The 23,926-nt window shown below is 70.9% G+C and carries 19 protein-coding genes; 10 read left to right on the top strand and 9 right to left on the bottom strand.

The window, feature by feature from the left end; genetic code table 11:
• Positions 1-289 precede the first annotated feature (289 nt).
• Positions 290-646 carry a HesB/IscA family protein gene (locus tag PCC79_RS12595; protein ID WP_232548540.1) on the bottom strand — a complete coding sequence of 119 codons (357 nt, stop codon included), beginning with the start codon at positions 644-646 and terminating at the stop codon, positions 290-292.
• Between the two features lie 219 nt (positions 647-865).
• Between PCC79_RS12595 and PCC79_RS12600 the strand changes: the two genes are divergently transcribed.
• The gene (locus PCC79_RS12600) at positions 866-1,915 is read left to right on the top strand and encodes a Gfo/Idh/MocA family oxidoreductase (protein WP_342372035.1); all 1,050 of its coding nucleotides are present in this window, start codon (positions 866-868) and stop codon (positions 1,913-1,915) included.
• Between the two features lie 18 nt (positions 1,916-1,933).
• On the opposite strand, the gene PCC79_RS12605 is transcribed toward PCC79_RS12600, so the two are convergent.
• Genes PCC79_RS12605 through PCC79_RS12615 form a run of 3 tightly spaced genes read right to left on the bottom strand, consistent with a single transcriptional unit; the run spans position 1,934 to position 4,112 of the window.
• The gene (locus PCC79_RS12605; protein WP_342372036.1) at positions 1,934-2,965 is read right to left on the bottom strand and encodes a glycerate kinase; all 1,032 of its coding nucleotides are present in this window, start codon (positions 2,963-2,965) and stop codon (positions 1,934-1,936) included.
• A complete protein-coding gene (pspAA, locus tag PCC79_RS12610) occupies positions 2,966-3,292 on the bottom strand; it encodes a PspA-associated protein PspAA (protein WP_232548537.1) in 327 nt (108 codons plus the stop codon). It lies immediately after the preceding gene.
• 4 nt (positions 3,293-3,296) lie between these two features.
• A complete protein-coding gene (locus PCC79_RS12615) occupies positions 3,297-4,112 on the bottom strand; it encodes a PspA/IM30 family protein (protein ID WP_232548536.1) in 816 nt (271 codons plus the stop codon).
• 138 nt (positions 4,113-4,250) lie between these two features.
• Here PCC79_RS12615 and PCC79_RS12620 point away from each other — a divergent pair, with 138 nt between their 5' ends.
• Positions 4,251-4,841, top strand: coding sequence for a DUF3043 domain-containing protein (locus PCC79_RS12620; RefSeq protein WP_232548535.1), 591 nt, complete (start codon positions 4,251-4,253; stop codon positions 4,839-4,841).
• A complete protein-coding gene (locus tag PCC79_RS12625) occupies positions 4,841-5,035 on the top strand; it encodes a hypothetical protein (protein WP_232548534.1) in 195 nt (64 codons plus the stop codon). Before PCC79_RS12620 ends, PCC79_RS12625 begins: the two co-directional genes overlap by 1 nt.
• 177 nt (positions 5,036-5,212) lie before the next feature.
• On the opposite strand, the gene gcvT is transcribed toward PCC79_RS12625, so the two are convergent.
• Positions 5,213-6,307, bottom strand: coding sequence for a glycine cleavage system aminomethyltransferase GcvT (gene gcvT / locus PCC79_RS12630; RefSeq protein WP_232548533.1), 1,095 nt, complete (start codon positions 6,305-6,307; stop codon positions 5,213-5,215).
• A 75-nt stretch (positions 6,308-6,382) separates the two neighbouring features.
• Between gcvT and PCC79_RS12635 the strand changes: the two genes are divergently transcribed.
• The 7 genes from PCC79_RS12635 to PCC79_RS12665 all read left to right on the top strand — a co-directional run bounded on the left by PCC79_RS12635 (position 6,383) and on the right by PCC79_RS12665 (position 16,902).
• Entirely contained in the window at positions 6,383-7,879 is a 1,497-nt protein-coding gene (locus PCC79_RS12635) for a leucyl aminopeptidase (protein ID WP_342372037.1), read from the top strand.
• A 125-nt stretch (positions 7,880-8,004) separates the two neighbouring features.
• A complete protein-coding gene (gene sucB, locus PCC79_RS12640; RefSeq protein ID WP_342372038.1) occupies positions 8,005-10,257 on the top strand; it encodes a 2-oxoglutarate dehydrogenase, E2 component, dihydrolipoamide succinyltransferase in 2,253 nt (750 codons plus the stop codon).
• Positions 10,254-10,991, top strand: coding sequence for a lipoyl(octanoyl) transferase LipB (gene lipB, locus PCC79_RS12645; RefSeq protein ID WP_416046562.1), 738 nt, complete (start codon positions 10,254-10,256; stop codon positions 10,989-10,991). Before sucB ends, lipB begins: the two co-directional genes overlap by 4 nt.
• 48 nt (positions 10,992-11,039) lie before the next feature.
• Complete coding sequence (locus PCC79_RS12650) at positions 11,040-13,289, top strand: 6-phosphofructokinase (protein WP_342372039.1); 2,250 nt, start codon at positions 11,040-11,042, stop codon at positions 13,287-13,289.
• Positions 13,286-14,206: a lipoyl synthase gene (gene lipA, locus PCC79_RS12655; protein ID WP_342372040.1), complete on the top strand. Its 921-nt coding sequence runs from the start codon at positions 13,286-13,288 to the stop codon at positions 14,204-14,206. The genes PCC79_RS12650 and lipA overlap by 4 nt, the downstream gene beginning before the upstream one ends.
• Before the next feature lie 77 nt (positions 14,207-14,283).
• Positions 14,284-15,045: a DUF4191 domain-containing protein gene (locus PCC79_RS12660; protein ID WP_232548529.1), complete on the top strand. Its 762-nt coding sequence runs from the start codon at positions 14,284-14,286 to the stop codon at positions 15,043-15,045.
• On the top strand, positions 15,046-16,902 hold the full coding sequence (locus PCC79_RS12665) for an ABC-F family ATP-binding cassette domain-containing protein (RefSeq protein ID WP_342372041.1): 1,857 nt from the start codon (positions 15,046-15,048) through the stop codon (positions 16,900-16,902).
• A 385-nt stretch (positions 16,903-17,287) separates the two neighbouring features.
• On the opposite strand, the gene PCC79_RS12670 is transcribed toward PCC79_RS12665, so the two are convergent.
• The 4 genes from PCC79_RS12670 to PCC79_RS12685 all read right to left on the bottom strand — a co-directional run bounded on the left by PCC79_RS12670 (position 17,288) and on the right by PCC79_RS12685 (position 23,888).
• A complete protein-coding gene (locus PCC79_RS12670; RefSeq protein ID WP_232548527.1) occupies positions 17,288-19,081 on the bottom strand; it encodes an ABC transporter ATP-binding protein in 1,794 nt (597 codons plus the stop codon).
• A complete protein-coding gene (locus PCC79_RS12675) occupies positions 19,078-20,373 on the bottom strand; it encodes an ABC transporter permease (protein ID WP_342372042.1) in 1,296 nt (431 codons plus the stop codon). Before PCC79_RS12675 ends, PCC79_RS12670 begins: the two co-directional genes overlap by 4 nt.
• The gene (locus PCC79_RS12680) at positions 20,370-21,896 is read right to left on the bottom strand and encodes an ABC transporter permease (RefSeq protein WP_232548525.1); all 1,527 of its coding nucleotides are present in this window, start codon (positions 21,894-21,896) and stop codon (positions 20,370-20,372) included. The genes PCC79_RS12675 and PCC79_RS12680 overlap by 4 nt, the downstream gene beginning before the upstream one ends.
• Positions 21,897-22,037: 141 nt before the next feature.
• Positions 22,038-23,888, bottom strand: a complete 1,851-nt coding sequence (locus tag PCC79_RS12685; RefSeq protein ID WP_342372043.1) for an ABC transporter family substrate-binding protein — start codon at positions 23,886-23,888, stop codon at positions 22,038-22,040.
• Positions 23,889-23,926 lie beyond the last annotated feature (38 nt).

Here is a 23,926-nt window from a genome sequence, read left to right on the forward strand (position 1 = left end):
TTCGGGCAGGCCCCACCGGCCCCACTGCTCCATCGTCGCCTCTGAACAGCCCGTCAGCGCCACGGTCGACGCGAGCGCCACCGCGGTGAGAGCGACCCGCCGTGCGGCTCGCCCGGATCTCGTCCGACCCACGTCACACCCTTCCGTCTGGTTGGCCCGCCGGGGCTGTGCAAGCAGCGCTCGGCCGAGCTGTCGATGCTCAGCCGCAACACTAACCCAAAACGCCCGCCCCACGCCTCATGCGAAGCGGTGGGACGGGCGCTTTTCGCCAGCCGTGGCCGAAATGTGATCAGTGGAAGCTGTCTCCACAGGCGCAGGAGCCCTGCGCGTTCGGGTTGTCGATGGTGAAACCCTGCTGGGAGATCGTGTCCACGAAGTCGATCGTGGCCCCCGACAGGTAGGGCGCGCTCATGCGGTCGGTGACGACCTTGACGCCGTACCACTCCTTCTCGACGTCGCCGTCGAGCTCACGGTCGTCCAGCGCCAACTGGTAGCGCAGGCCCGAGCAGCCGCCGGGCGCGACGCTGATGCGCAGCACCAGGTTCTCCTCGCCCTCGCTCTCGCGCAGGTCGGAGACCTTCTTCGCGGCGACCTCGGTCAGGACGATGCCGTCGGCCTCGGTCTCGGGCGTCAACTCAACACTCATGGGTGGTTCCTCCGATGGATCGGGTGTTCTCGCATCCCCGACAACGCGTCGCGGACGCCAATTGTTCCCCAGGCCGTTGCCGCGCGTCCCCGCGGGCCGCTGTCGCCGCCGCCGGTGGCCGCCCGGGCCTGTGGTGCACGTTCCGTGAACCATGCTAGCCGCACGCCCCACGCCGCCGCGGAAACGGCTAGGTTGGGCGCCTGAGGAGGTCACCACACCATGAACGACGCCGTTCCCATCCGGTTCGCCGCCATCGGGCTCGACCACGCGCACATCTTCGGCCAGACCCGGGGGCTGCTCGCCGCCGGGGCCGAGCTCGTGGGCGTCGCGACGCGTGACGAACGTTCCGGCATCGCCCAGACGTTCCACGAGAACGCCCCCGACGTGCCCACCCGCTCCGAGGCCGAGCTGCTCGCCGACCCCGACATCGACGTCATCGTCACCGCCGCGATCCCCAAGGACCGCGCCGAGATCGCCCTCGCCGCCCTGCGCGTCGGCAAGGATGTGATGACCGACAAGCCGGGCTGCACCACGATGGCCCAGCTCGAGGAGTTGCGCGCCACCGTGGCCGAGACGGGTCGCATCTGGTCGGTCACCTACTCCGAGCGCTTCGAGGTTCCCGCCGTGGCGCGGGCCGGTGAGATCGCCCGGTCGGGCCGGATCGGTCAGGTCGTCCAGACCCTCGGCCTCGGCCCCCACCGCGAGGGCGATCGGGCCCACCTGGGGGCCAGCGGCGGGCGTCCGGACTGGTTCTACGACGAGGCCAACTTCGGCGGCATCCTGGTCGACATCGCCAGCCACCAGTTCGACCAGTTCCTGTGGTTCACGAATTCGACCACGGCAGAGGTGGCGTCCAGCACCGTCGCCAACTACGCCCACCCCGACGACCCGGCCTTCCAGGACTTCGGCGACGTCGTGCTGCGCAACGATCACGCGACCGGGTACGTCCGCGTCGACTGGTTCACCCCCGAGGGCCTGCCCACCTGGGGTGACGGCCGCCTGTTCATCCTCGGGACGCAGGGGTACATCGAGCTGCGCAAGTACGTCGACATCGCCGGACGCGAGGGCACGAACCACCTGTTCGTCGCGGACGCCGACGGCGTCCACCACGAGAGCTGCGACGACCTCCCGGTCACCTACTACCGGCAGTTCTTGGATGACGTCCGCGACCGCACGGAGACGGCCTGCCCGCAGGAGCACACGTTCGAGGTCATGCGGCTGGCGCTGCAGGCCCAGGCCGACGCGGTGCGCCAGGGTCACCTGGCCTGAGGGCGGACGCCGGCGGCGCTACCAGGTCCAGCTGGACGCCACGCCGCCGGCGCGGGCGGTGAGGCCGTCGGCATCGAGGTCGGGCTCGCCGCCGAGCTCGTAGGCGACCTCCAGGCCGAACGTGCGCAGCTCGCGCGCCGACACGTCGACGCGGCGGGCCACCGCCACGCAGGGCCGCAGGACGCGACCGGCCGTGGCGGCCACCTCGGCGACGACGTCGCCGCCCCGCGTGGCGAAGTCAAGGGTGTCGGCCCCGGTGACGAGCACGTCGGCGAGACCCGCGGTGCGTTCGAGACCGGCCACTTGGGCGCACAGCGCGGGCCCGGAGGTGACCTCCGCCCCGAGCGCGGCGAGGGCAAGCACGCACCCGCCCGCGGCGCCGAGACCCGGGGCGTCCGCCTGGCCGAGCGCCGACGCGAGCGCGCCGAGGGCCGCGTCGGTGGCCAGCATCACGGCGGGGTCGATACCGGCCGCATGGCCGCGCCGAGCGGCGAGGCCGCGCAGGCCGAGCAGCAGATCCCCCAGCTCGGCGGCCGGCACCACGGCGATGAGGTCGGCCGCCCCGAGGGCGGCGCGGGCGGGGGTGAGGTCGACATCGGTGAGCCCGGCCAGGCCGGCGGCGCCGGCGTCCAGGGCCACATCGGCCCGTGCGCCCAGGGCGTGCAGCAGCCCCGCTCCCCCGTCGTGGGTGACGAGGGCCGTGAGGTCGACCACCACGCGCGCCGGGGCGTCGGCCAGCGCGCGCAGCAGCGCCTCGCCCAGCCCGGCCGAGCTGGCGTGGACGAGGTGCTCCCACGCCGGGGCGTCCCGGTCAGCGTCCCGGTGGATGTCGCCGTGGATGTCCCGGTGCGCGTCACCGGGGGCCCGCACCACGACGGCGTCGTCACCGAGCACTCCCAGGGCGGCACCGAGGGCGTCCCCGCCCGAGGCCATGGGCACGACGGCCACCTGGGTGGCCGGGGCGGCCGCGCGGAAGGCCCGACCGAGCGCGGCCCCCGCGTCCGCCGACGCGAGGGCCCCGATGGAGTCCGTGCAGATGAGGACCCGCACTCAGCGGTCCCCGGTCGCCCCGGCGCCTCCCGCGGTCTCGCCCGGGAAGAGCCCCTCGAAGTCGGGGTTCTCGTCCATCCAGGCCACGATCTGCTCGGGCGTGGCCTCCGCGTCGGGCAGGATCACGTCGGAGTCGACGAGCACGTCGTCGTCCAGGGGCGTCCCCTGCTCGCGCACCGAGCCCAGCAGGCCGGCCAGGGCGGACGCCAGCCCGGCGGCGTCGCCGGCGCGGGCGGCGTCCTCAACGGTGTCGTCGAGGGCGTTGATGCGGTCGAGGTCGGCGTCCGCGAGGCGGAACTGACCCTCACCGAGGATGCGCACGATCATGGCGTCACCCCTGGTTCCCGCGTGCGGAGTCGCCCTCGGTGACCTCGGTCACCTCGGCGTCGACGGGCTCGCCGGCTGGCAGCTGGGGCGCCGACTGCGGCGCCCCGCCGGTGCCGATGGCGCCCATGGACGCCTTCATCGCGGCGAGCTCGTTCTCGACGGTCGCGTCGGACGCCAGCGCGTCGAGCTCGCGCGTGATGTCGTCCTTGTACGTGCTCGTCGGATCCTCGAGGGCGCCGGAGGCGAGCAGCTCGTCGATGGCGCCGGCACGGGCCTGCATCTGCTGCGTCTTGTCCTCAGCCCGCTGGATTGCCAGGCCGACGTCGCCCATCTCCTCGCCGATGCCGGTGAAGGCCTCGTTGATGCGCGTCTGCGCCTCGGCGGCGGAGTAGGTTGCCTTGATCGTCTCCTTGCGGGTGCGGAAGGCGTCCACCTTGGCCTGGAGGCGCGTGCTGGCGCGCACCAGCTTCTCCTCCTCGCCCTGCAGCTGGGCGTGCTGCGTCATGAGGTCGTCGAGCTGGCTCTGCAGGCCCGACTTGCGGGTGAGCGCCTCGCGGGCCAGGTCCTCACGGTTGGCCTCGAGCGCGCGCTGGGCGCTGAGGGAGAACTTCTTCATCTCGGCGTCGAGCTGGTTCGCCTGGAGTTCGACCCGCTTGCGGCTGGTGGCCACGTCGGCGACGCCGCGGCGCACCTTCTGGAGCAGGTCGAGCTGGCGCTGGTAGGAGTAGTCGAGCGTCTCGCGCGGGTCCTCGAGCTTGTCGAGGGCCTTGTCGGCCTTCGCGCCGAAGACGGTCTTGAGACGGGTGAAGAGACCGGCCATGTCGTGCGTGCGTCCTTCCGTGGGCAGATGACGCGCCCAGCCTAGCTGCCGGGCCGCGGCCCGGGCAGCCCTCGGCGACGACGCAGCCCCCGACCCGTCCCTGAACCGGCCCGCCCCTGAACTAGACTGGCCGGCACATTGCCGGACGTCGAGACCGCACCGAGGAAGAAGATCGTGGCCCTGAGAAAAGCGCCCCAGCCCACCGAGCCGGAGCCGGTGGCCCCCGTCGTGGAGGGCACCGGCCCGCGCAAGAAGTCGGCACCGACGCCGTCACGCCGGGACGCCGAGGCCGCCCGACGCCAGCGCCTCAACCCCAGCCTGTCGCCCAAGGAGGCCCGCAAGCGGCAGCGGCAGCAGGACTTCCAGCGCCGACAGAAGACCATGACGCTGACGGAGAGCCAGCCCGAGCGCCAGCTGATGCGCGACCACGTGGACGCGCGCTGGAACCTCGGCGAGTTCGCCCTGCCGATCTTCATGCTGCTGCTGGTGTTGACCCTGGTGCCGGGGTTCGTGCAGTGGATGAACGTGTTCCTGGTCTTCTCGTGGAGCTACATCCTCGGCATGGTGCTGGACACGATGCTGATGTGGCGCAAGTACAAGAAGCTGGCGTCCGAGCGGCTCGGGCTGACCTCCTTCCGCGGGTTGCTCATGTACGGATTCAACCGGCAGCTGTCGTTCCGCCGGTGGCGCCAGCCCCCGCCGCGGGTCAAGCGGGGCGAGGCGATCTGATGTCGTTCCGCTGGGTGACCGAGCAGACGGTGGACGACCGCGACACCGGCCTGGGGCAGTGCTTCCCCACCCGGGCGGACGCCGAGGCCTGGCTCACCGGTTCGTACGAGGACCTGGTGGACGCCGGCGTCACCGACGTCACGCTGATGGAGGACGACCACGTCCTCTACGGCCCCATGAGCCTCTTGGCATGACCAACGCGCCCCGCGACTCGCTGGCGACTCGCCGGTGACTCGCCAGTGACTCGCCGGTGATTTGCATTTGGACCCGAGGAAATGGCGCCATGGCGCCATTTCCTCGGGTCCACATGCTCCTCGACGGCCCCTCCGCGCGTCGGCAGCCGCTCGTGCGGGGCCGCAGCGGGGCGGGGCTCAGGCGCGCACCTGGGGGGTGACCAGGGGCGCCTTCTCGACGCTGAACGGCTCGATGCGGTTGCGCACGGCGACGCCCACCTCGCTGCCCGGCTTGAAGGGCGGGTCGAGCAGGGCCAAGCCGATGCCCACCGTCAGCGTCGGCGAGAAGGTGCCCGAGGTGACGGTGCCGATCACCGCGCCGTCGGCGTCCACCACGTCCATCCCCGGCCGCGGGATGGCCCGGCCCGGTGCCTGCAGCGCGCGCAGGCGGCGCGACGGCCCGGCGGCGCGCTCGGCGCGGAGGGCGTCCGCCCCCCAGAAGGTCGGCTTGTCCCAGCCCACGGCCCACACCAGACCGGCCATGACCGGAGTGATCTCGGGCGACAGCTCGTGCCCGTGCAGGGCGTACCCCATCTCGGTGCGCAGGGTGTCACGGGCGCCCAGGCCACAAGGGGTGATGCCGAGGTCGGCCCCGGCCGCCATCACCGCGTCCCACACCGCGCCGGCGTCCTCGCTGCGGCACACGAGCTCGTACCCACGCTCGCCGGTGTAGCCCGTGCGGCAGACGGTGAGCTCCGCGTCGGCGATGCGGCCGGTGCGGAACTGCATGTAGTCGAACTCCGCATCGACGCCCAGCGCGGTCAGCACGTCGTCCGACAACGGCCCCTGGACGGCGATGACGGCGAACTCGGCGTGCTGGTTCTCCACCGTGAGGCCCTCCGGCGCGGCCTCGGCCAGCAACCGGACGACCTCGGCCGTGTTCGCCGCGTTGGGGATGCAGAACACGTCGTCGTCGGCGCGCAGGTAGACGATCAGGTCGTCGACGACGCCCCCGTCGGGCGCGCAGCACAGCGTGTACTGCGCCTGGCCCGGGCCGATGCGGTCGAGGTCGTTGGTGAGGCAGGCGTTGACGAACGCCCGGGCGCCCGGGCCGCTGATGCGGGCCTTGCCGAGGTGGCTGACGTCGAACACGCCGACGGCCTGGCGCACCGCGTGGTGCTCGGCGACGACGCCGGCGTACTGCAGCGGCATGCTCCACCCGCCGAACTCGGCGAACTTCGCCCCGAGGGCGACGTGACGGTCGTGCAGGGGCGAGGTGAGCAGGTCGGCCATGGCCCCAACGTAGCGTGGGGATAGGGTGGGGACGAGTCTTTGCGCCCAGACTCCAGCACCCAGAGAGGAACCCTCGTGCCCGTCTCCGAACTGCCCACCATCACCTCCGCCACCTCCGTGCCGTCCTCGACGGACGTCCTCGTCGTCGGGATGGCCGAGGCCCTGGGTTCCTCTGTGCTCGTCGGCGTCCCGGACGACGTCGACAAGGCGTGGTCGAAGCGTTCGGGCAGCCCGTTGATGGAGGCGGCCCAGACGCTGGGCGCCCTGCCCAAGCCCGGGACGGTCGTGGCGCTGCCCGGCTCGCCCGTCGTCGTCGTGGTGGGTGTCGGCGGTGTTGACGTGACGCCCGAGCAGGTGCGTCGGGCCACCGGCAACGCCGTGCGCGCGGCCGCGCGCTTGGCCGGCGACCGCAGCCTTTCTGTCGCGGTGAGCCTCGAGGCCGTCGAGCCCGAGGTCATCCGCGGCGTCACGGAGGGCGCCCTGCTGGGCGCCTACAGCTACGCGAAGGCGTCCGCCACGAAGGCCGCGCGCCCGATCGGCGCGGTCACGATCGTGTCGGACGCCCCCGCCGCGGCTGCGGCGGTGGCCGAGGGTGAGACCGTCGCGAAGGCCGTCTGCCGCGCCCGCGACTGGGTGAACACCCCCGCCAACGCCCTCTACCCCGAGACGTTCGCCGACGACGTGCGGGACATGGCCAAGGGCACGCGGCTCGACGTCGAGGTGCTGGACGAGAAGGCCCTGGCCCGGGGTGGCTACGGCGGCATCCTCGCCGTCGGCGGCGGTTCGGCCCGTCCGCCGCGGCTGGTGCGCGTGACGCACAACCCGCGCGGCGCGAAGGCCCACCTGGCGCTGGTGGGCAAGGGCATCACGTTCGACACCGGTGGCCTCAACCTCAAGCCCGCCGACGGCATGTACACCATGAAGTGCGACATGGGCGGGGCGGCCGCGGTGCTCGCGGCCGTGGCCGCCATCGCCGAGTTGAAGCTGAAGGTGAAGGTGACCGCATGGGCGCCCCTGGCGGAGAACATGCCGTCGGGCACGGCCTACCGTCCCTCCGACGTGCTCACCATGTACGGCGGCACGACCGTGGAGAACGCCAACTCCGACGCCGAGGGGCGCATCGTCATGGCGGACGCCCTCGTGCGCGCCGGCGAGGATGACCCCGACCTGCTCGTCGATGTCGCGACCCTGACCGGTGCGTGCCTCGTCGCCCTCGGCGAGCGGACCGCCGGGCTGATGGCGTCCGACGACGCGACCGCCGATCTGCTGCTCGATGCCGCGGAGTCGTCCGGGGAGCCCTTCTGGCACCTGCCGATCCCCGAGGAGATCAAGGACAACCTCTCTAGCGATGTGGCCGATCTGGTGAGCTCCGGCAAGAGCCGCTACGGCGGCGCACTCACGGCGGCCGCGTTCCTGCGCGAGTTCGCCGGCGAGGGACGCCCGTGGGCGCACCTCGACATCGCCGGGCCGGCCTGGAACGGCAACGCCCCGCGTGACTACACGCCGAAGTACGGCACGGGCTTCGCCGTCCGCACCCTGGTCAGCCTCGCGCGGGACCTGGCCCGCGGTTGATCCCGCTCCGCTGAGGAGCACCGTCCGGTTCGCCACGCGATGGGTGTGCGTGTCGGATCGGACGGCTAGGCTGGCCCCCGATCGGCCAACCCCGACGACAGCACCGACGAAGGAGCCTGACAGCCATGTCGACAGAAGTCCCTCTCCCCGCACTCGGCGAGTCCGTGACCGAGGGCACCATCAGCCGCTGGCTCAAGGAGGTCGGCGACACCGTCGAGGCCGACGAAGCCCTCGTCGAGGTGTCCACCGACAAGGTCGACACCGAGATCCCCTCCCCCGTCGCCGGCACCCTGCTCGAAATCAAGGTCAACGAGGACGAGACCGCCGAGGTCGGCGCCGTCCTCGCCATCATCGGCGACCCCGACCAGGCCGGCACCTCGTCCGACGCCCCCGCCGACGACAGCGGCCAGGCGGACGCCCCCGCCGACGACGAGCCGCCCCTGGCGCAAGAGGGCAAGCCCTCCACCGAAGCCGACGACGAGGCCGAGGCACCCAAGCCCGCCCCGAAGCCGTCCGGCGGCGGCGCGGCCACCTCCGGCACCGACGTCACCCTCCCCGCACTCGGCGAGTCCGTGACCGAGGGCACCATCAGCCGCTGGCTCAAGGAGGTCGGCGACACCGTCGAGGCCGACGAAGCCCTCGTCGAGGTGTCCACCGACAAGGTCGACACCGAGATCCCCTCCCCCGTCGCCGGCACCCTGCTCGAAATCAAGGTCAACGAGGACGAGACCGCCGAGGTCGGCGCCGTCCTCGCCATCATCGGCGACCCCGACCAGGCCGGCACCTCGTCCGACGCCCCCGCCGACGACAGCGGCCAGGCGGACGCCCCCGCCGACGACGAGCCGCCCCTGGCGCAGGAGGGCAAGCCCTCCACCGAAGCCGACGACGAGGCCGAGGCACCCAAGCCCGCCCCGAAGCCGTCCGGCGGCGGCGCGGCCACCTCCGGCACCGACGTCACCCTCCCCGCACTCGGCGAGTCCGTGACCGAGGGCACCATCAGCCGCTGGCTCAAGGAGGTCGGCGACACCGTCGAGGCCGACGAAGCCCTCGTCGAGGTGTCCACCGACAAGGTCGACACCGAGATCCCCTCCCCCGTCGCCGGCACCCTGCTCGAAATCAAGGTCAACGAGGACGAGACCGCCGAGGTCGGCGCCGTCCTCGCCATCATCGGCGACCCCGACCAAGCCGGCGCGCAGCAGGAGTCCGTGGCTCCTGCCCCGGACGCCGGCGAGGTGGCCGAGGAGGAGGGCGCCGCCGCCGATGCGGCGAACGCGTCCTCCGGGGAGTCCGCTCCGGCAGACACCCCCGGAACCCCCGCCGAGCCGAAGGACGAGGCGCCCGCGAAGGGTTCGGGCTCCGAGGCCCCCACCCCCGGGACGGCCGCACCGCGGCGTGCCGCCGGCTCGAGCGACGTGGGTTACGTGACGCCGCTGGTGCGCAAGCTGGCCTCCCAGCACGACGTGGACCTCAGCTCGCTGACGGGCACCGGCGTGGGCGGTCGCATCCGCAAGCAGGACGTCCTGGCCGCCGCCGAGGAGGCCAAGAAGGCCGCCGAGGCGCCGAAGCAGGAGGCCCCGAAGCAGGAGGCAGCCGCCGAGCAGCCCCAGGCCGCGCCGCAGCCGTCCACGCCGAAGGCCGACGCGAAGCCGGACAGCAAGCGCGGCACGACGGAGAAGATCAGCCGCATGCGCAAGGTGATCGCCTCGCGCATGATGGAGTCGCTCCAGGGCTCGGCCCAGCTGACGGCGACCGTTGAGGTCGACCTGACGGCGATCAGCCAGCTCCGGGCGCGCGCCAAGGACGACTTCAAGGCGCGCGAGGGTGCTTCGCTGTCGTACCTTCCGTTCATCGTGAAGGCGGCGACCGAGGGCCTGCGGCAGTTCGCGATGTTGAACGCGGAGCTGGACATCGAGGCCGGCCAGGTAACCTACCACGACGCCGAGCACATGGGCATCGCGGTGGACACCGAGCGCGGCCTCATGGTGCCGGTGATCAAGGATGCCGGCGACCTCACCGTGACGGCGCTCGCCAAGAAGATCGGCGACATCGCGAAGCGGACCCGTGACGGCAAGATCGGCCCCGACGAGCTGAGCGGCGGCACGTTCACCATCACCAACTACGGCTCGGCCGGCACGCTGTTCGACACGCCCATCATCAACCAGCCGCAGTCGGGCATCCTCGGCACGGGTGCGCTGGTGAAGCGCCCGATGGTGATCAAGGATGCGAAGCTCGGCGAGGTCATCGCGATCCGCGACATGATGTACCTCTCGCTGAGCTACGACCACCGCCTGGTCGACGGCGCGGACGCCGCCCGCTTCCTGAGCTTCGTGAAGGCGCGGCTCGAGGAGGGCGCGTTCGGCGCCGAGTTCGGCCTGTGACGCCCCTGGCCGGGCCGGCCAGCTCCGGCGTCGTGAACGCCGGTGCGGCCGGGCCCGGCCCGCTCGGCTTCCACTACCTGGGGCTGGCCGACACCCCGCCCACCCGGGGGGAGTACATGGCGACCTGGGACGTGCAGCGCGCCGTGCACGCCCAGGTGGTGGCCGGTGAGCTGCCGCCGCAGGTGTTGTTCGTCGAGCACGACCCGGTGTACACGGCCGGTCGGCGGACGCTGCCGGCCGAGCGTCCCTTCGACGGTACCCCCGTCGTTGACGTCGACCGTGGCGGCAAGATCACCTACCACGGCCCGGGCCAGCTCGTGGGCTACCCCATCGTCGGGCTGACCCGCCAGATCGGCCCGTTGGAGTACGTTCGCCGCCTCGAGCAGGCGGTCATCGATCTGCTGGACGCCCACGGCGTCCCCGCCGGCCGCGTCGAGGGCCGCACCGGCGTCTGGCTCGCTCCCTCCGGGGGACGCCCGGAGCGCAAGATCTGCGCCATCGGCATCCGGGTCTCCCGCATGACGACGCTGCACGGCTTCGCGCTCAACGTGCGCGCCGAGGCGACCGGTGCGTTCGGCAACATCATCCCCTGCGGCATCGCCGACGCCGGCGTGACGTCGCTGGAGCACGAGCTCGGACGCCCCGCGCCCGCGTTGGTCGAGGTCGCCCGCCAGCTCGAACCGCTGCTGCGCGAACAGTTGTCCTTCGCCTGGACGGAGGACACCCCCGCGTAACCCGGCTTCGTTAGGCTGGCAGCGGTTCGACGAACGGGAGGAAAGCGCGTGACGGTCCGGATCGGAGTGCTGACGTCGGGGGGCGACGCCCAGGGCATGAACGCGGCCGTGCGGGCCGTCGTCCGGGCCGGCATCCAGGCGGGTGCCGAGGTGTTCGGCATCCACGAGGGCTGGCAGGGCGCCGTCGACGGCGGCGACCAGATCCGCCGCCTGGAGTGGGACGACGTCGGCAACGTCCTGGCCCGCGGCGGCACGGTCATCGGCACCGCCCGGTGCGCGGCGTTCCGCGAGCGCGACGGGCGCAAGCGGGCGGCGCTGAATCTCATCACGCACGGCATCGATCGCATCATCGTCATCGGCGGCGACGGGTCCCTCACCGGCACCGACCGGCTGCGCGAGGAGTGGCCCGCCTTCGTTGCCGAGCTGGCCGACGCGGGCGAGATCACCGCCGAGCAGGCCGAGCGGCACGCGCAACTCGTCATCGCCGGCCTGGTCGGCTCGATCGACAACGACATGGTCGGCACCGACATGACGATCGGCACGGACTCCGCGCTGCACCGAATCACCGAGGCCATCGACGCCATCAGCAGCACCGCCGCCAGCCACCAGCGCTCCTTCGTGGTCGAGGTGATGGGCCGGCACTGCGGCTACCTGGCGGTCATGAGCGCCATCGCGGGGGCGGCCGACTACGTGTTGATCCCCGAGTCGCCGCCGGCCGACGACTGGAAGCAGCACATGTCCCACGTGCTGCGCCAGAGCCGGCGCGCCGGGCGGCGGACGTCCATCGTGGTGATCGCCGAGGGGACGCAGGACCGGCAGGGCAACCCGATCACGCCTGAGGACGTCCGCGTGGTGCTGGCCGACGAGATGGGTGAGGACGCCCGCGTGACGATCCTCGGCCACGTCCAACGGGGCGGGACGCCGAGCGCGTACGACCGCTGGATGGCGACCATGCTCGGCCACGCCGCCGTCGGGGAGGTGCTGCGCGGCGATCGCGAACCGCAGCTCGTCGCCGTGCGCGGCAACCGGCCCACGTTCATGCCGCTCATGGAGGCGGTCGCTGCGACGCGGCGGGTGGCGTCCCTCATCGAGGAGGGCCGCTACGACGAGGCGATGGCCGCCCGCGGGCGATCGTTCGTCCAGATGACGCAGGCTTTTCACCAGCTCTCGGAGGCGCGGCCGGACGCCGAGCCGCTCGAGGACTGCCGTCAGATCGGCGTCCTGCACTGCGGTGGCCTGGCGCCGGGCATGAACGCCACGGCGGCGGCCGTCATCCGGCTGGGGATCGACCGCGGGCATGAGATGTTCGGCGTCCACGGCGGCTTCCCCGGGCTGATCGACGGCGACATCCGCCGGCTCGGCTGGGGCGACGTGGAGGGGTGGACGGCATCCGGCGGGGCGAACCTGGGGACGCGCCGGACGATTCCGACCGAGGAGGACCTCTACGCCCTCTCACGCTCGATCGAGACCTCCGGGTTGGACGCCCTCATCATCATCGGCGGCTTCAACGCCTACCGAGCCCTCACGCTGATCCACGCCGAACGCAAGCGGTTCCCGGCGCTGCGGCTCCCGATCGTCGTGGTGCCGTGCTCGATCGACAACAACCTGCCCGGCCTGCAGATGGCGGTGGGGGCGGACACGGCGCTGAACGTGGCCGTGTCGTCGGTGGACCTCATCAAGATGTCCGCCTCGGCGGCGAAGCGTGCGTTCGTGGTGGAGACGATGGGGCGCCACTGCGGCTTTTTGACGCTGACCACGGGCGTGGCCGTCGGCGCCGAGCGGGTCTATCTGCACGAGGACGGCATCACGATCGCCGACCTGAAGACCGACATCGACGCGATGGTCGAGGGGTTCCGCAGCGGCCGGTCGTTCTACCTCGCGATCCGCAACGAAGAGGCGTCCCCTTTCTACACCACCGACCTCATCACCCGGATGTTCGAGGCCGAGGGCCGGGGCGAGTTCAGCGTCCGCGGCAGCGTGCTCGGGCACGTCCAGCAGGGCGGGGCGCCCTCGCCGTTCGACCGCATCAACGGCGTCCGGCTCGCCTCCCAGGCGATGCAGTGGGTGACCGAGCAGCTCGCGTCCGGCGCCGACCAGCACGTGTTCGTCACCCCGGACGGGATGCGGGACGTCCGCGACCTCGACGAGCTGGTGGACTGGCAGGCGCGGCGTCCGCTGGAGCAGTGGTGGCTGGACCTCAAGCCCGTGCTGCACGACCTCACCCGGACGCCCGGCGTCGCGTCCGCACCCGGGTCGCTGACGGGGCGCGGGGCACGGCCGACTACCATGGAACGGTGACCGACACCCAGCCGCGCCGTCTGCTCCGCATCGAGGCCCGCAACGCCGAGACGCCGATCGAACGCAAGCCGTCGTGGATCAAGACGCGCGCGGTGATGGGCCCGGAGTACCGGGACATGCAGTCGCGGGTGAAGAACTCCGACCTCCACACCGTGTGCCAGGAGGCGGGCTGCCCCAACATCTTCGAGTGCTGGGAGGATCGGGAGGCCACGTTCCTGATCGGCGGGGACGCCTGCACGCGCCGCTGCGACTTCTGCCAGATCGCCACCGCCAAGCCGACCGACTACGACCGTGACGAGCCGCGTCGGGTCGCCGAATCGGTGCGCGAGATGGGGCTGAAGTACGCCACCGTCACCGGCGTCGCGCGCGACGACCTGCCGGATGGCGCCTCGTGGCTCTACGCCGAGACGTGCCGCCAGATCCGCGAGCTCAACCCCGGCACCGGGGTAGAGCTGCTGGTGGACGACTTCAAGGGCGAGGACGGGCCCCTGCAGACCGTGTTCGAGTCCCGGCCCGAGGTGTTCGCCCACAACCTCGAGACGGTGCCGCGCATCTTCAAGCGCATTCGGCCGGCCTTCGACTACGACCGGAGCCTCACGGTGCTGCAGAAGGCCCGGGCGTTCGGTCTGGTCACCAAGAGCAACCTCATCCTGGGCATGGGCGAGACCCGCGAGGAGATCAGCCAGGCGCTGCGCGACATCCACAACGCGGGCACCGAGCTCATCACCATCACCCAGTACCTGCGACCCTCCGCGCTCCACCACCCCATCGACCGGTGGGTGACGCCGGAGGAGTTCGCCGAGCTGGAGGCCGAGGCGAAGGAGATCGGGTTCTCGGGCGTCCTCTCCGGGCCGCTCGTCCGCTCGTCCTACCGCGCCGGACGCCTCTACCGCACGGCGCTGCAGGCGCGACGCTGACGCCCCGACGGCGCGTCACCCCCCTGGCCCAACCCCGGTAGGATGGGCGACCGAGTCGAGCAGGAGTGGTGAGCCCCATGGCGAGCGAGAAGGCGAAGGAACTCGCCCGGAAGCAGAAGGAACAGATCCGGGCCGAGAAGCTGCGCAAGAAGAACAGCGACGACCCCAAGGACTGGGGCCGGTGGCGCCAGTTCACCGAGGCCTACAAGCGCACGAACGAGATCGATCCGTCGACGCGGTGGTGGATGCTGGGTGTCGCGGTGGGCGTCATCGTCGTCATCGCGGCCATCGGGCTGCTGACCAACCTGGCCTGGTGGGCGTGGGTGCCGCTGGCCCTCATGTCGGCGCTGCTGGGCGCCATGCTGGTGCTCACGCGTAAGGCTCGCACCGCCATGATCACCCGGTACGCCGGCCAGCCCGGCTCGGCCGAGGTGGCGTTGCAGATGCTCAACAAGCGCCGCTACTCCTACGACCTCGGCATCGCCGCGACCCGCGAGCTCGACCTGGTGCATCGCGTCCTCGGCCCCGGCGGCATCGTCCTGATCGGCGAGGGAGCCCCCGGCCGCACCCGCAAGTTGCTGAGCGAGCAGGAGCGGCGTCACGGGCAGGTCAGCTACGGCACGGCCGTCACCACCCTCATGATCGGCGACGCCCCCAACCAGGTGAAGCTCGGCGACCTGCAGAAGCGCATCGAGAAGATGCCGAAGGTGCTGGCCCCGTTCCAGGTCACCGAGGTGCAGTCGCGCCTCAAGGCGCTGCACCTGCGCAACCAGATGCCGATCCCGAAGGGCCCCATGCCGACCCCGAAGGGCATGAACCGCGCCATGCGAGGCCGTTGATTGAACATCGTCAACGCCGAGCACGTCAGCCTGGCGTACGGCACCCGCACCCTGCTCGACGACGTCTCCCTCGGCCTGTCCGCCGGCGAGGTGGTGGGCGTCGTCGGCCGCAACGGCGACGGCAAGTCGACCCTGCTGAACCTGCTCGTCGGCGCCCTCGAGCCGGACGCCGGCGCCGTGGTCCGCGCCTCGTCGGCGTCCATCGGGCACCTGGCCCAGGCGGAGGAGTTCGCGCCGGGGGCGTCCGTGCGCGACGTGATCGTGGGCGGGGAGCCCGACCACGTGTGGGCGGCGGACGCCTACCGCCGCGGCGTGGTCGAGCACCTGCTGGCCGGCATCGACCTGGCCACCGACACCGGACGCCTCTCCGGCGGTGAGCGGCGGCGCGTGGCCCTGGTGGCGCTGATGCTGGGCCACCACGACCTCGTCGTCCTCGACGAGCCCACCAACCACCTCGACGTCGAAGCCGTCGGCTGGCTCGCCACCCATTTGGCCGAACTTCGCGACCGTGGCACCGCGATGGCGATCGTCAGCCACGACCGCTGGTTCCTGGACGCCGTCTGCACCCGCGTCTGGGAGGTGCACGACGCCACGGTGGACGCCTACGACGGCGGGTACGCCGCCTACGTGCTGGCCCGGGTCGAACGGCAGCGGCAGGCGGCGGCCAACGAGTCCCGCCGGCAGAACCTGGCCCGCAAGGAGCTGGCGTGGTTGCGCCGCGGCGCGCCGGCGCGGACGAGCAAGCCCAAGTTCCGCATCGACGCGGCGACGACGCTGATCGCCGACGTCCCCGAGCCCCGCGACTCCCTCGCGTTGCAGCGCTTCGCGGTGACCCGGCTGGGCAAGGACGTCTTTGACCTCACCGATGTGGTCGCCGAGGTGCCCGTCCGCACGGCGGACGCCGCGGGGCCGGACGCCGCCGCGCCGGACACCGCCACCCGGCGGCTCTTCGGTCCGCTGACCTGGTCGATCGGGCCCGGGGACCGGATCGGGCTCGTCGGGGTGAACGGCTCGGGCAAGTCCACGCTGCTGCGGCTGCTCGCACACGAGCAGGCACCGACGTCCGGGCGCGTGAAGCAGGGCAAGACGCTGCGGATCGGTCACCTCAGCCAGGCCGTCGTGGAGCTCGACCCGCGCGACCGGGTGCTCGACTCCGTCACCAGGCTCGCGAACGCCACCCGGTTGGAGACCGGACGCGACGTCACCGCCACCCAGCTGTTGGAGGACTTCGGCTTCACCGGCGACCGCCTCGTCACCCGCATCGGGGAGCTCTCCGGCGGGGAGCGGCGGCGGCTGGCCTTCCTGCGCCTGCTCATCGCCGAGCCCAACGTCCTGCTGCTCGACGAGCCCACCAATGATCTCGACATCGACACCCTCACCGTCGTCGAGGACCACCTGGACACCTGGCCCGGCACGCTGGTCGCCGTCAGCCACGACCGGTACTTCCTCGAGCGGGTGTGCGACGTCACCCACGCGATCCTGGACGACGGCCGCGTCGTGATGCTGCCCGGTGGCGTCGAGGAGTACCTCGCGGGTCGCCGGGCGGCGGCGCCGGCCAAGACGTCCGCCTCGGCCCGCTCCACGGGCGGCGCGGCGTCCAGCTCGGCGGCCACGCCGGCAGCGGCGGCGTCCGGGCTCAGCGCGGCGCAGGAGCGCGCGGCGAAGAAGGAGCTGGCCCGGCTGGAGTCGCGACTGACCAAGCTTGGGCGGTCGATCGAGCAGGTCCACCACCGCATGGCCGAACACGCGGCCGACCACGCGCGCCTCACCACGCTGCAGGCCGAGCTCGAGCAGCTCACCGACGAGCAGTCCGAGGCCGAGCTGGCCTGGCTCGAGGCCGCTGAGACGCTCGAGTAGGCGACCACCGGTCACGACGCCCCCCGCGCGCCCCACCGGGGGCGTCGCACTTGGCGCACCGTATGCCACCTGGCCCACCGGGATCTCACTTGGCGCAGTGCAGCTCACGTGGCGCCGTGTGGCTCACGTGGCGGCCCGTGGACAGCCCGCCGGGTGAGCCCCGCTGCGCCACGTGAACCTGAGCTGCGCCACGTGAACCTGGGCTGCGCCACGTGAACCTGGGCTGCGCCACGTGGACCTGGGCTGCGCCACGTGAACCTGGGCTGCGCCGCGTGAACGGCCCGTTGGGCCCCGTGGCCACCGCTCCCCCTCACCACCCGTCCCCGAACGCACGGGCGCCCGGACGGTCGGAACCGTCCGGGCGCACGCGTCGTACCGGCGAGCCTCAGCTCACCAGGTGCTCGCGCTCGATGATCGCGTCGCGCAGCTCGCGGCGCTTGCGCTGCTCGGCCGGGTCGGGCACGGGCACCGCGGAGAGCAACCGCTGGGTGTAGGGGTGCTGCGGGCGGGTGACGATGTCGAGGGTGTCCCCGACCTCGACGAGGTGGCCACGGTGCATGACGGCGATCCGCGTGGAGACCTGCTCGACGACCGCCAGGTCGTGGCTGATGAACAGGCACGCGAAGCCGTACTGCTCCTGCAGCTCCTTGAAGAGCTTCAGGACGCGTGCCTGCACCGACACGTCGAGCGCCGAGGTGGGCTCGTCGGCGATCAGCAGCTTCGGGTTCAGCGCCAGCGATCGGGCGATGCCGATGCGCTGCCGCTGCCCACCGGAGAGCTCGTGCGGGTACCGGTTGCGCATGGAGCGCGGCAGGTGCACGGAGTCGAGGAGATCCTCGACGCGGCGGCTCAGGTCGGCGCCCTTGAGGCCCTCGTGCAGCAGCAGGGGCTCGCCGATGGACTCGCCCACGGGCAGGCGCGGGTTGAGCGAGCTGCCCGGATCCTGGAACACGATGCCCACCGTCTTGCGGAAGGGCTTGAGTTCCTTCATCGAGGCGTTGGTGATGTCGTGTCCCGCGACGGTCAGGCGTCCCTCCCGCACGGGCAGGAGGGCGACGGCGGCGCGTCCGATCGTGGTCTTGCCCGAGCCGGACTCCCCCACCAGGCCGACCACCTCGCCCTGCTCGACGCGCAGGTTGATGTGCTCGGCGGCACGGAACTCCGCCCGCCGGCCCTGCTTGGGGTAGACGATGGCGACGTCCTCCATGAGGAGCGCGGGCGCCGCGTCCGAGAGGGGCTCGTTGAGGGGCACCGGGGTGCCCTCGGCCTCGATGACGGTGCGCGGCGGGGTGTCGAACTCGGTGGATTCGACGTGCTCGGCGAGGTGCGGCACGGACGCCAGCAGCTGCTGGGTGTAGGGGTGCTGCGGGTGGTTGAAGATCTCGTCGGAGGAACCGTGCTCGACGACGCGCCCGTCCTTCATCACGATGATGCGGTCGGCCATGTCGGCCACCACGCCCATGTCGTGGGTGATGAGGATGATGCCGGCGCTGACCCGCTCGCGGAGCTGGCGCATGAGCTTCAGGATCTCGGCCTGCACGGTCACGTCGAGCGCCGTGGTGGGCTCGTCGGCGATCAGCAGCTTCGGCTCACAGGCCAGCGCCTGGGCGATCATGATGCGCTGCCGCTGACCACCGGAGAGCTGGTGGGGGAACTTGTTGAAGCTGTCCTCCGGGTCGGGGATCTCGACCATACGCATGAGGTCGATCGCCCGCTCCTTGGCGGCACCGGGGTTGATGAGGTAGTGCGTCCGGAGGGTTTCCACGATCTGGAACCCGACGGTGTACACCGGGTTCAGCGCGGTCATGGGCTCTTGGAAGATCACCGAGATCTCGTTGCCGCGCACCTCCCGCAGCTCCTGAATGCTCATGCCCACGAGCTCAGTGCCCTTGAGATCGGCCGAGCCGGTGGCCCGCCCGGTCGGAGGCAGGAGGCCGAGCAGGCTCATGGAGGACTGCGTCTTGCCCGAGCCGGACTCACCCACGATCGCGAGCACCTCGCCCGCGCGGAGCTGGTAGCTCATGTTCTCGACGGCGGTAAACCACTCCTGCCCCACCCAGAACCGAACGGTGAGGTCCTTGACGTCGAGGATGACGTCACCCTTGGCGACGGGGCCTCCCGTGTCCTTGCTCAACTTGATGGCGTCGGTGAAGACCGAGCGCGAAGGGGTGCTGCTCACGAGGCGTCCTCCTTGCTCTGGACGGCGGTGGCGCCGTTGCTCTGGACGGCGGTCGCGCCGTTGCTCTGGGCGCTGGCGGCCCCCCGGGACGCGACCAACTGCTTCTCGGCCTTGGCCATGGCGCGGGCGGACGGGATCTTCTTCGTGCGCGGGTCGAACGCGTCGCGCAACCCGTCGCCGATGAAGTTGATGCTCAGGGCGATCAGGATGATGAACAGACCGGGCCACCAGAACAGCCACGGACGCGTCGAGAACGCCCCCTGGTTGTCGGAGATGAGGTACCCCAGCGAGATGTTGGGCGGCCCGATGCCAAAGTTGACGAAGCTCAGGGCCGCCTCCAGGGTCACGGCGGCCGACATCAGCAGCGTGCCGTTCACCACGATGACGCCGATGGCATTCGGCAGCATGTGCTTGGTGATGATGCGCCAGTCGCTCGCACCGGCCACGCGGGCCGAATCAACGAACTCGCGCTCGCGCAACGTCAGGAACTCCGAGCGGACGAGTCGTGCCAGGCCGGTCCACAGGATGCACCCGAGGGCGACGGCCAGCATCACCGGCATGTTCTCGCGGATGGATGCCGTCAGTTCCGGCCCCGCCCCGATGCGCAGCGGCACCCGGGAGACCAGGGCGCCGAGCACCGCACCCAGCACGATGACCGGCAGGGTGATGATGAGGTCGGTGAATCGCATGAGCGCCATGTCGACCTTGCCGCGGTAGAAGCCGGCCGCCGACCCGACCGTCACGCCGATGAGCAGCGCGACGATGCCCAGGATGAACGCCACCAGCAGCGACGTCTGCACCCCCAGCATCACCTGGGCGAAGTAGTCACGGCCGAGCGAATCCTGCCCGAACGGGTTGGCGCCAATGGCGAAACCGGTGGCACCACCGATGCCGGGGACGCTCAGCGTGGGGCGCCCGCCGTCGATGACGTCGCCGGAGGTGATCTCCTGCACGCGCCACAGCCCGGGGATGGGGCGGATGCCCATGCTCAGCACCGACAACAGGATCACCAGGCCGAGGGTGACGAGGCCGAAGATCGCGCCGCGGTGCCGGATGAACCGGCTCCAGACGATCTGGCCCTGGGAGAGGCCCTGCACCTCCTGGCCCTCACCGACGCCCTCGCCGCGCCCGTAGGCGTCCGCCGTGGCCTCGCCCGTGCGGGCGCTGGCGGCCTCGCCGGCGTCGTTGGCGTCGACGCCGATCTCGCGATCGGCCTGCGGACCATCCGGCAACGCCTGCTCGAGACGATCCGCGTCGTCCGGTTCGTTGTTCTGGAAACGATCGTTGCTCATGCGTTCACCCGAATCCTCGGATCGATGACGGCGTAGAGGAAGTCGGCGACGAGGTTGGCGATCATCGCCAGGCCGCCGGTCAAGATGATGTAGAACATGACCGGGTCGACCTCCTGGCCGTCCATGGAGGTGATGAACAACCGACCCATGCCGGCCCAGCCGAAGATGGTCTCGGTGATGACGGCGCCACCGATCAGCGTGATGAAGTCCACCGGCACGATGGAGGCCAGCGGCATCAGCGCGTTGCGCAGCGCGTGGCGGACGATGACGACCCGCTCCGACAGGCCCTTCGCCCGGGCGGTGCGGATGTAGTCCTGGTTCAGCACCTCGAGCATCGCGCCGCGCTGGTAACGCACGTAGGTCGCGAAGGAGATGAGCACCAGCGCCAGCGTCGGCAGCATGATGTGGGTCGCCCGGTCGAGCTGCGCCATCCAGAAGTCGGCGTTCAGGCCGGGCGTCGAGGCGCCAATCGTCGCGAGCGGACGGCCCCGGATCTGGGGTGCGTTGTTGTACGGGACCCACGTCTGCAGGACGCGGTCGACGAAGATCAGCACGCTCGTGAACAGGGCGGTGATCATGGCGCCCCGGATCGAGATCTGCCGATCGGGCCCGCCGAACAGCCACCCGATGAGCGCGGCGAGTGCGAGGGACAGCGCGAGCAACCCGATGATCCACAGCCAGTTCATCTCGACGTAGAAGAACAGCCACTGCAGCGGCCACCACAGCACCGTGCCGAGCACGGCGGTCGTCAGCGCCGCGTACAGGGCGCGCTTGTTGTTCATGCCCGCGAACAGGGCGCTGACGCCCAGGGCGAGCGCGACCGAGAGGACGCCGATGCCCACGATGCCGATGGTCGGGTTGTTCACCCAGCCGGTGAGCAGGGCGCCGGCGAACACGGCCAGGGTCACGACGAACGCGCCGACAAACACCTGGATGCGCTTGGCCCGCTTGCCGCCGAGCGCACCGGCCCAGAACAGGCCGGACACGATGCTCAGGATCACGACCAGCGGCCAGTTCACCGTGGGACTTTGCAGGTAGTCGTTGGCACCGATGGCGAGGAACTGCTTGAGCAGCACCGCGACCCAGAAGATCGGCAGGGAGTAGAGCAGGAACGACACGAACGTGATCGCGTAGTCGAAGCTCGTGTACTGACGCAGCGCCGAGACGAGGCCGATGGTCACGCCGAGGAGGATCGAGATGATGGTGGCGGCGAAGACCAACTGCACCGACGTGGCGATGGCGCCACGGACCAGCGTCGCGACCGGCTGCATGGTGCGCCAGGCGATGCCGAAGTCACCGGTGAGGAAGTTGCCCAGCCACAGGAAGTACCGCTGGTACCACGGCACGTCCAGGTTCAGCAGGCGGATGCGGTTGTCGATGAGCTCCTGCCGGTTCGGGGCGGGATTCTCGCGGAGGTCCACCAATGGGTCGAGCGCGAACTCGAGCAGGCCGTACATCAGGAACGACAGGACGAACAGCGTGCCTACTGCGAGCGCGAGACGTCGCGCGATGAAGCGTGCCATGGGCTACTCCGGATCAACAGGTTGGGTCGGTCGGTTGGGTTGGTGCACCCGAGGATGCTAGTGCCCCACACCCGCCGGTGGGGCGCCAGGCAACCTGGCGCCCCACCGTGTCCTGCTCTGGAGATGTCGCTGATCCGAGGATCAGGCGACCTCCCACTCCCAGAAGTTCCAGAAGTAGGTCGGCGCGAGCGGGATGGACGAGACGCCCGTCACCTGGTTGCTGATGCCGGTGATCTCCGGGAACTGGAAGATCGTGATGCCGAAGGCCTCGTCGACCAGGATCTTCTCCACCTCGCGGACGATCTCGTTCTGGCGGTCGGGGTCCGTCGTGACGTTCAGCTCGTTGAGCAGCTCGTCGGCACGGGTGCTGTTGAAACCGCCGTAGTTGTTCTGGCCGTCGCTCAGGAAGTTCGGCGGCACCTGCGAGACGCCCACGGCCGTCGACTGCCACCCGAAGAGCGACGCGTCGTACTGGTCGTTCTGGCTCAGGAGCTGGCCCCAGTCGACGCTGGACACGTCGACCACGGTGAAGCCCGCCTGGCCGGCGGCCTCGCTGATGAGCTGGAACTGCTGCTGACGACGCGTGTTGTTCTGCGCGAACATCATGCGGACCGTCGGGTTGGTGACGCCGGCCTGGGCGAGCAGCTCGCGCGCCGCGTCCACGTTGCCGCCGCCGCCGTAGGTGGCCTCCATGCCGTTGGCCTCTGCCGTCGCGTCGTACTCGGGCGAACCGGGGACGACGCTGAAGCTGTTGCGGACCTCGGCCTCGGGGTTGAGCGGCTTGATGATGTTGTCGATGATCTGCTGGCGCGGGATGGCCTGCAGGAACGCCTGGCGCACCAGACGCGCGGTGTCGGCGTTGCCGCCGTAGGTCGCCGGGTCGAACGGCCCGCCGTTGTTGAACACCAGGTCGACGTGTTCGTAGGTGGCGCCCGACTGGGTCAGCACCTCGACGTTGTCCATCGCCTGGAGCTGCTGGAGGATGTCGGCGGTCGACTGCGGCTGGGTGATGAGCACCTCGCCGTTCTGCAGGGCCTGCACCGACGCCTGGGCGTCAGGGATGATGCGGACCGTGACCTGGTCGATCGACGGGGTGCGCTCGCCCTGGTAGTTCTCGTTGCGCTCCAGCGTGATGTACTGCTCCTCGACGAGGTCGGTGATCACGTACGGGCCGCTGCTGACGAGGAGGTCCTCCTCGGTCGGCATCGACTTGAAGTTGAAGTCGTTGTTGAACACCTTGGCGATCTCCGCCAGCGCGGCGCGGTCGTTGTTCTGGAACGCGTCCAGCACGGCCTGCTTGCCGGCCTCGGCGTCCGCCGCCCCCAGCGCGCGCATGCCCACCACGTGCGCGGGCACGGTGGTCGGGCTCATGGCCAGGATCTCCCAGTCCACGAAGGGCTGGGAGAAGGTGTAGGTGAGCGACTTGCCGTCGTCGGAGATCTCGGGGAAATCCGTGATGAGTTGGTACCCGGGCGAGGCGGCGTTGAAGTAGACCGCGTCGCCCGCGACGCCGGAGACCTCACCGGTGTCGTCGTCGACCTCGATCGACTCCTGCTCCGCCTCGGACACCGTGTTGAAGTTCGTGGACGTGGCGCCCCACAGCAGCACGGCGTCAGCGGCAGTCACCGGCGTGCCGTCGGACCAGGTCGCCGTCTCGGCGAAGTTGATCTCCACCTGCAGCGGATCCTCGGAAACGAGCTCGTAGCTGCCGAACGAGGGGTTCTGGGTGATCTCGAGATCCTGGTTGTAGTAGCCGATCGCGTCGTTGGCCATGTACAGGATGTTGTTGTTCGCGGTCGCGTTGCCGTAGTCGGTGTCGCTGTTGCGGCTGAAGAACGCCTGGTTCCATGCCACGTTGATCGCCGTCGGGGTCGCGGCGTCGCCGCCGGTGCCCGATCCCGTCGTGCCGGGCGTGGTCGGCGTGCAGGCCGACAACGCCAGCGCGCCGGCCACCGCGGTGGCCGCAGCTGCGAAGAGCTTGCGCTTGCTCAATGTTCCTCCAAGTGGTGATGTGCCCTCGGCAGGGCTAC

Source organism: Propioniciclava soli, assembly GCF_038502305.1.
Classification (GTDB): Bacteria; Actinomycetota; Actinomycetes; order Propionibacteriales; family Propionibacteriaceae; genus Propioniciclava; species Propioniciclava soli.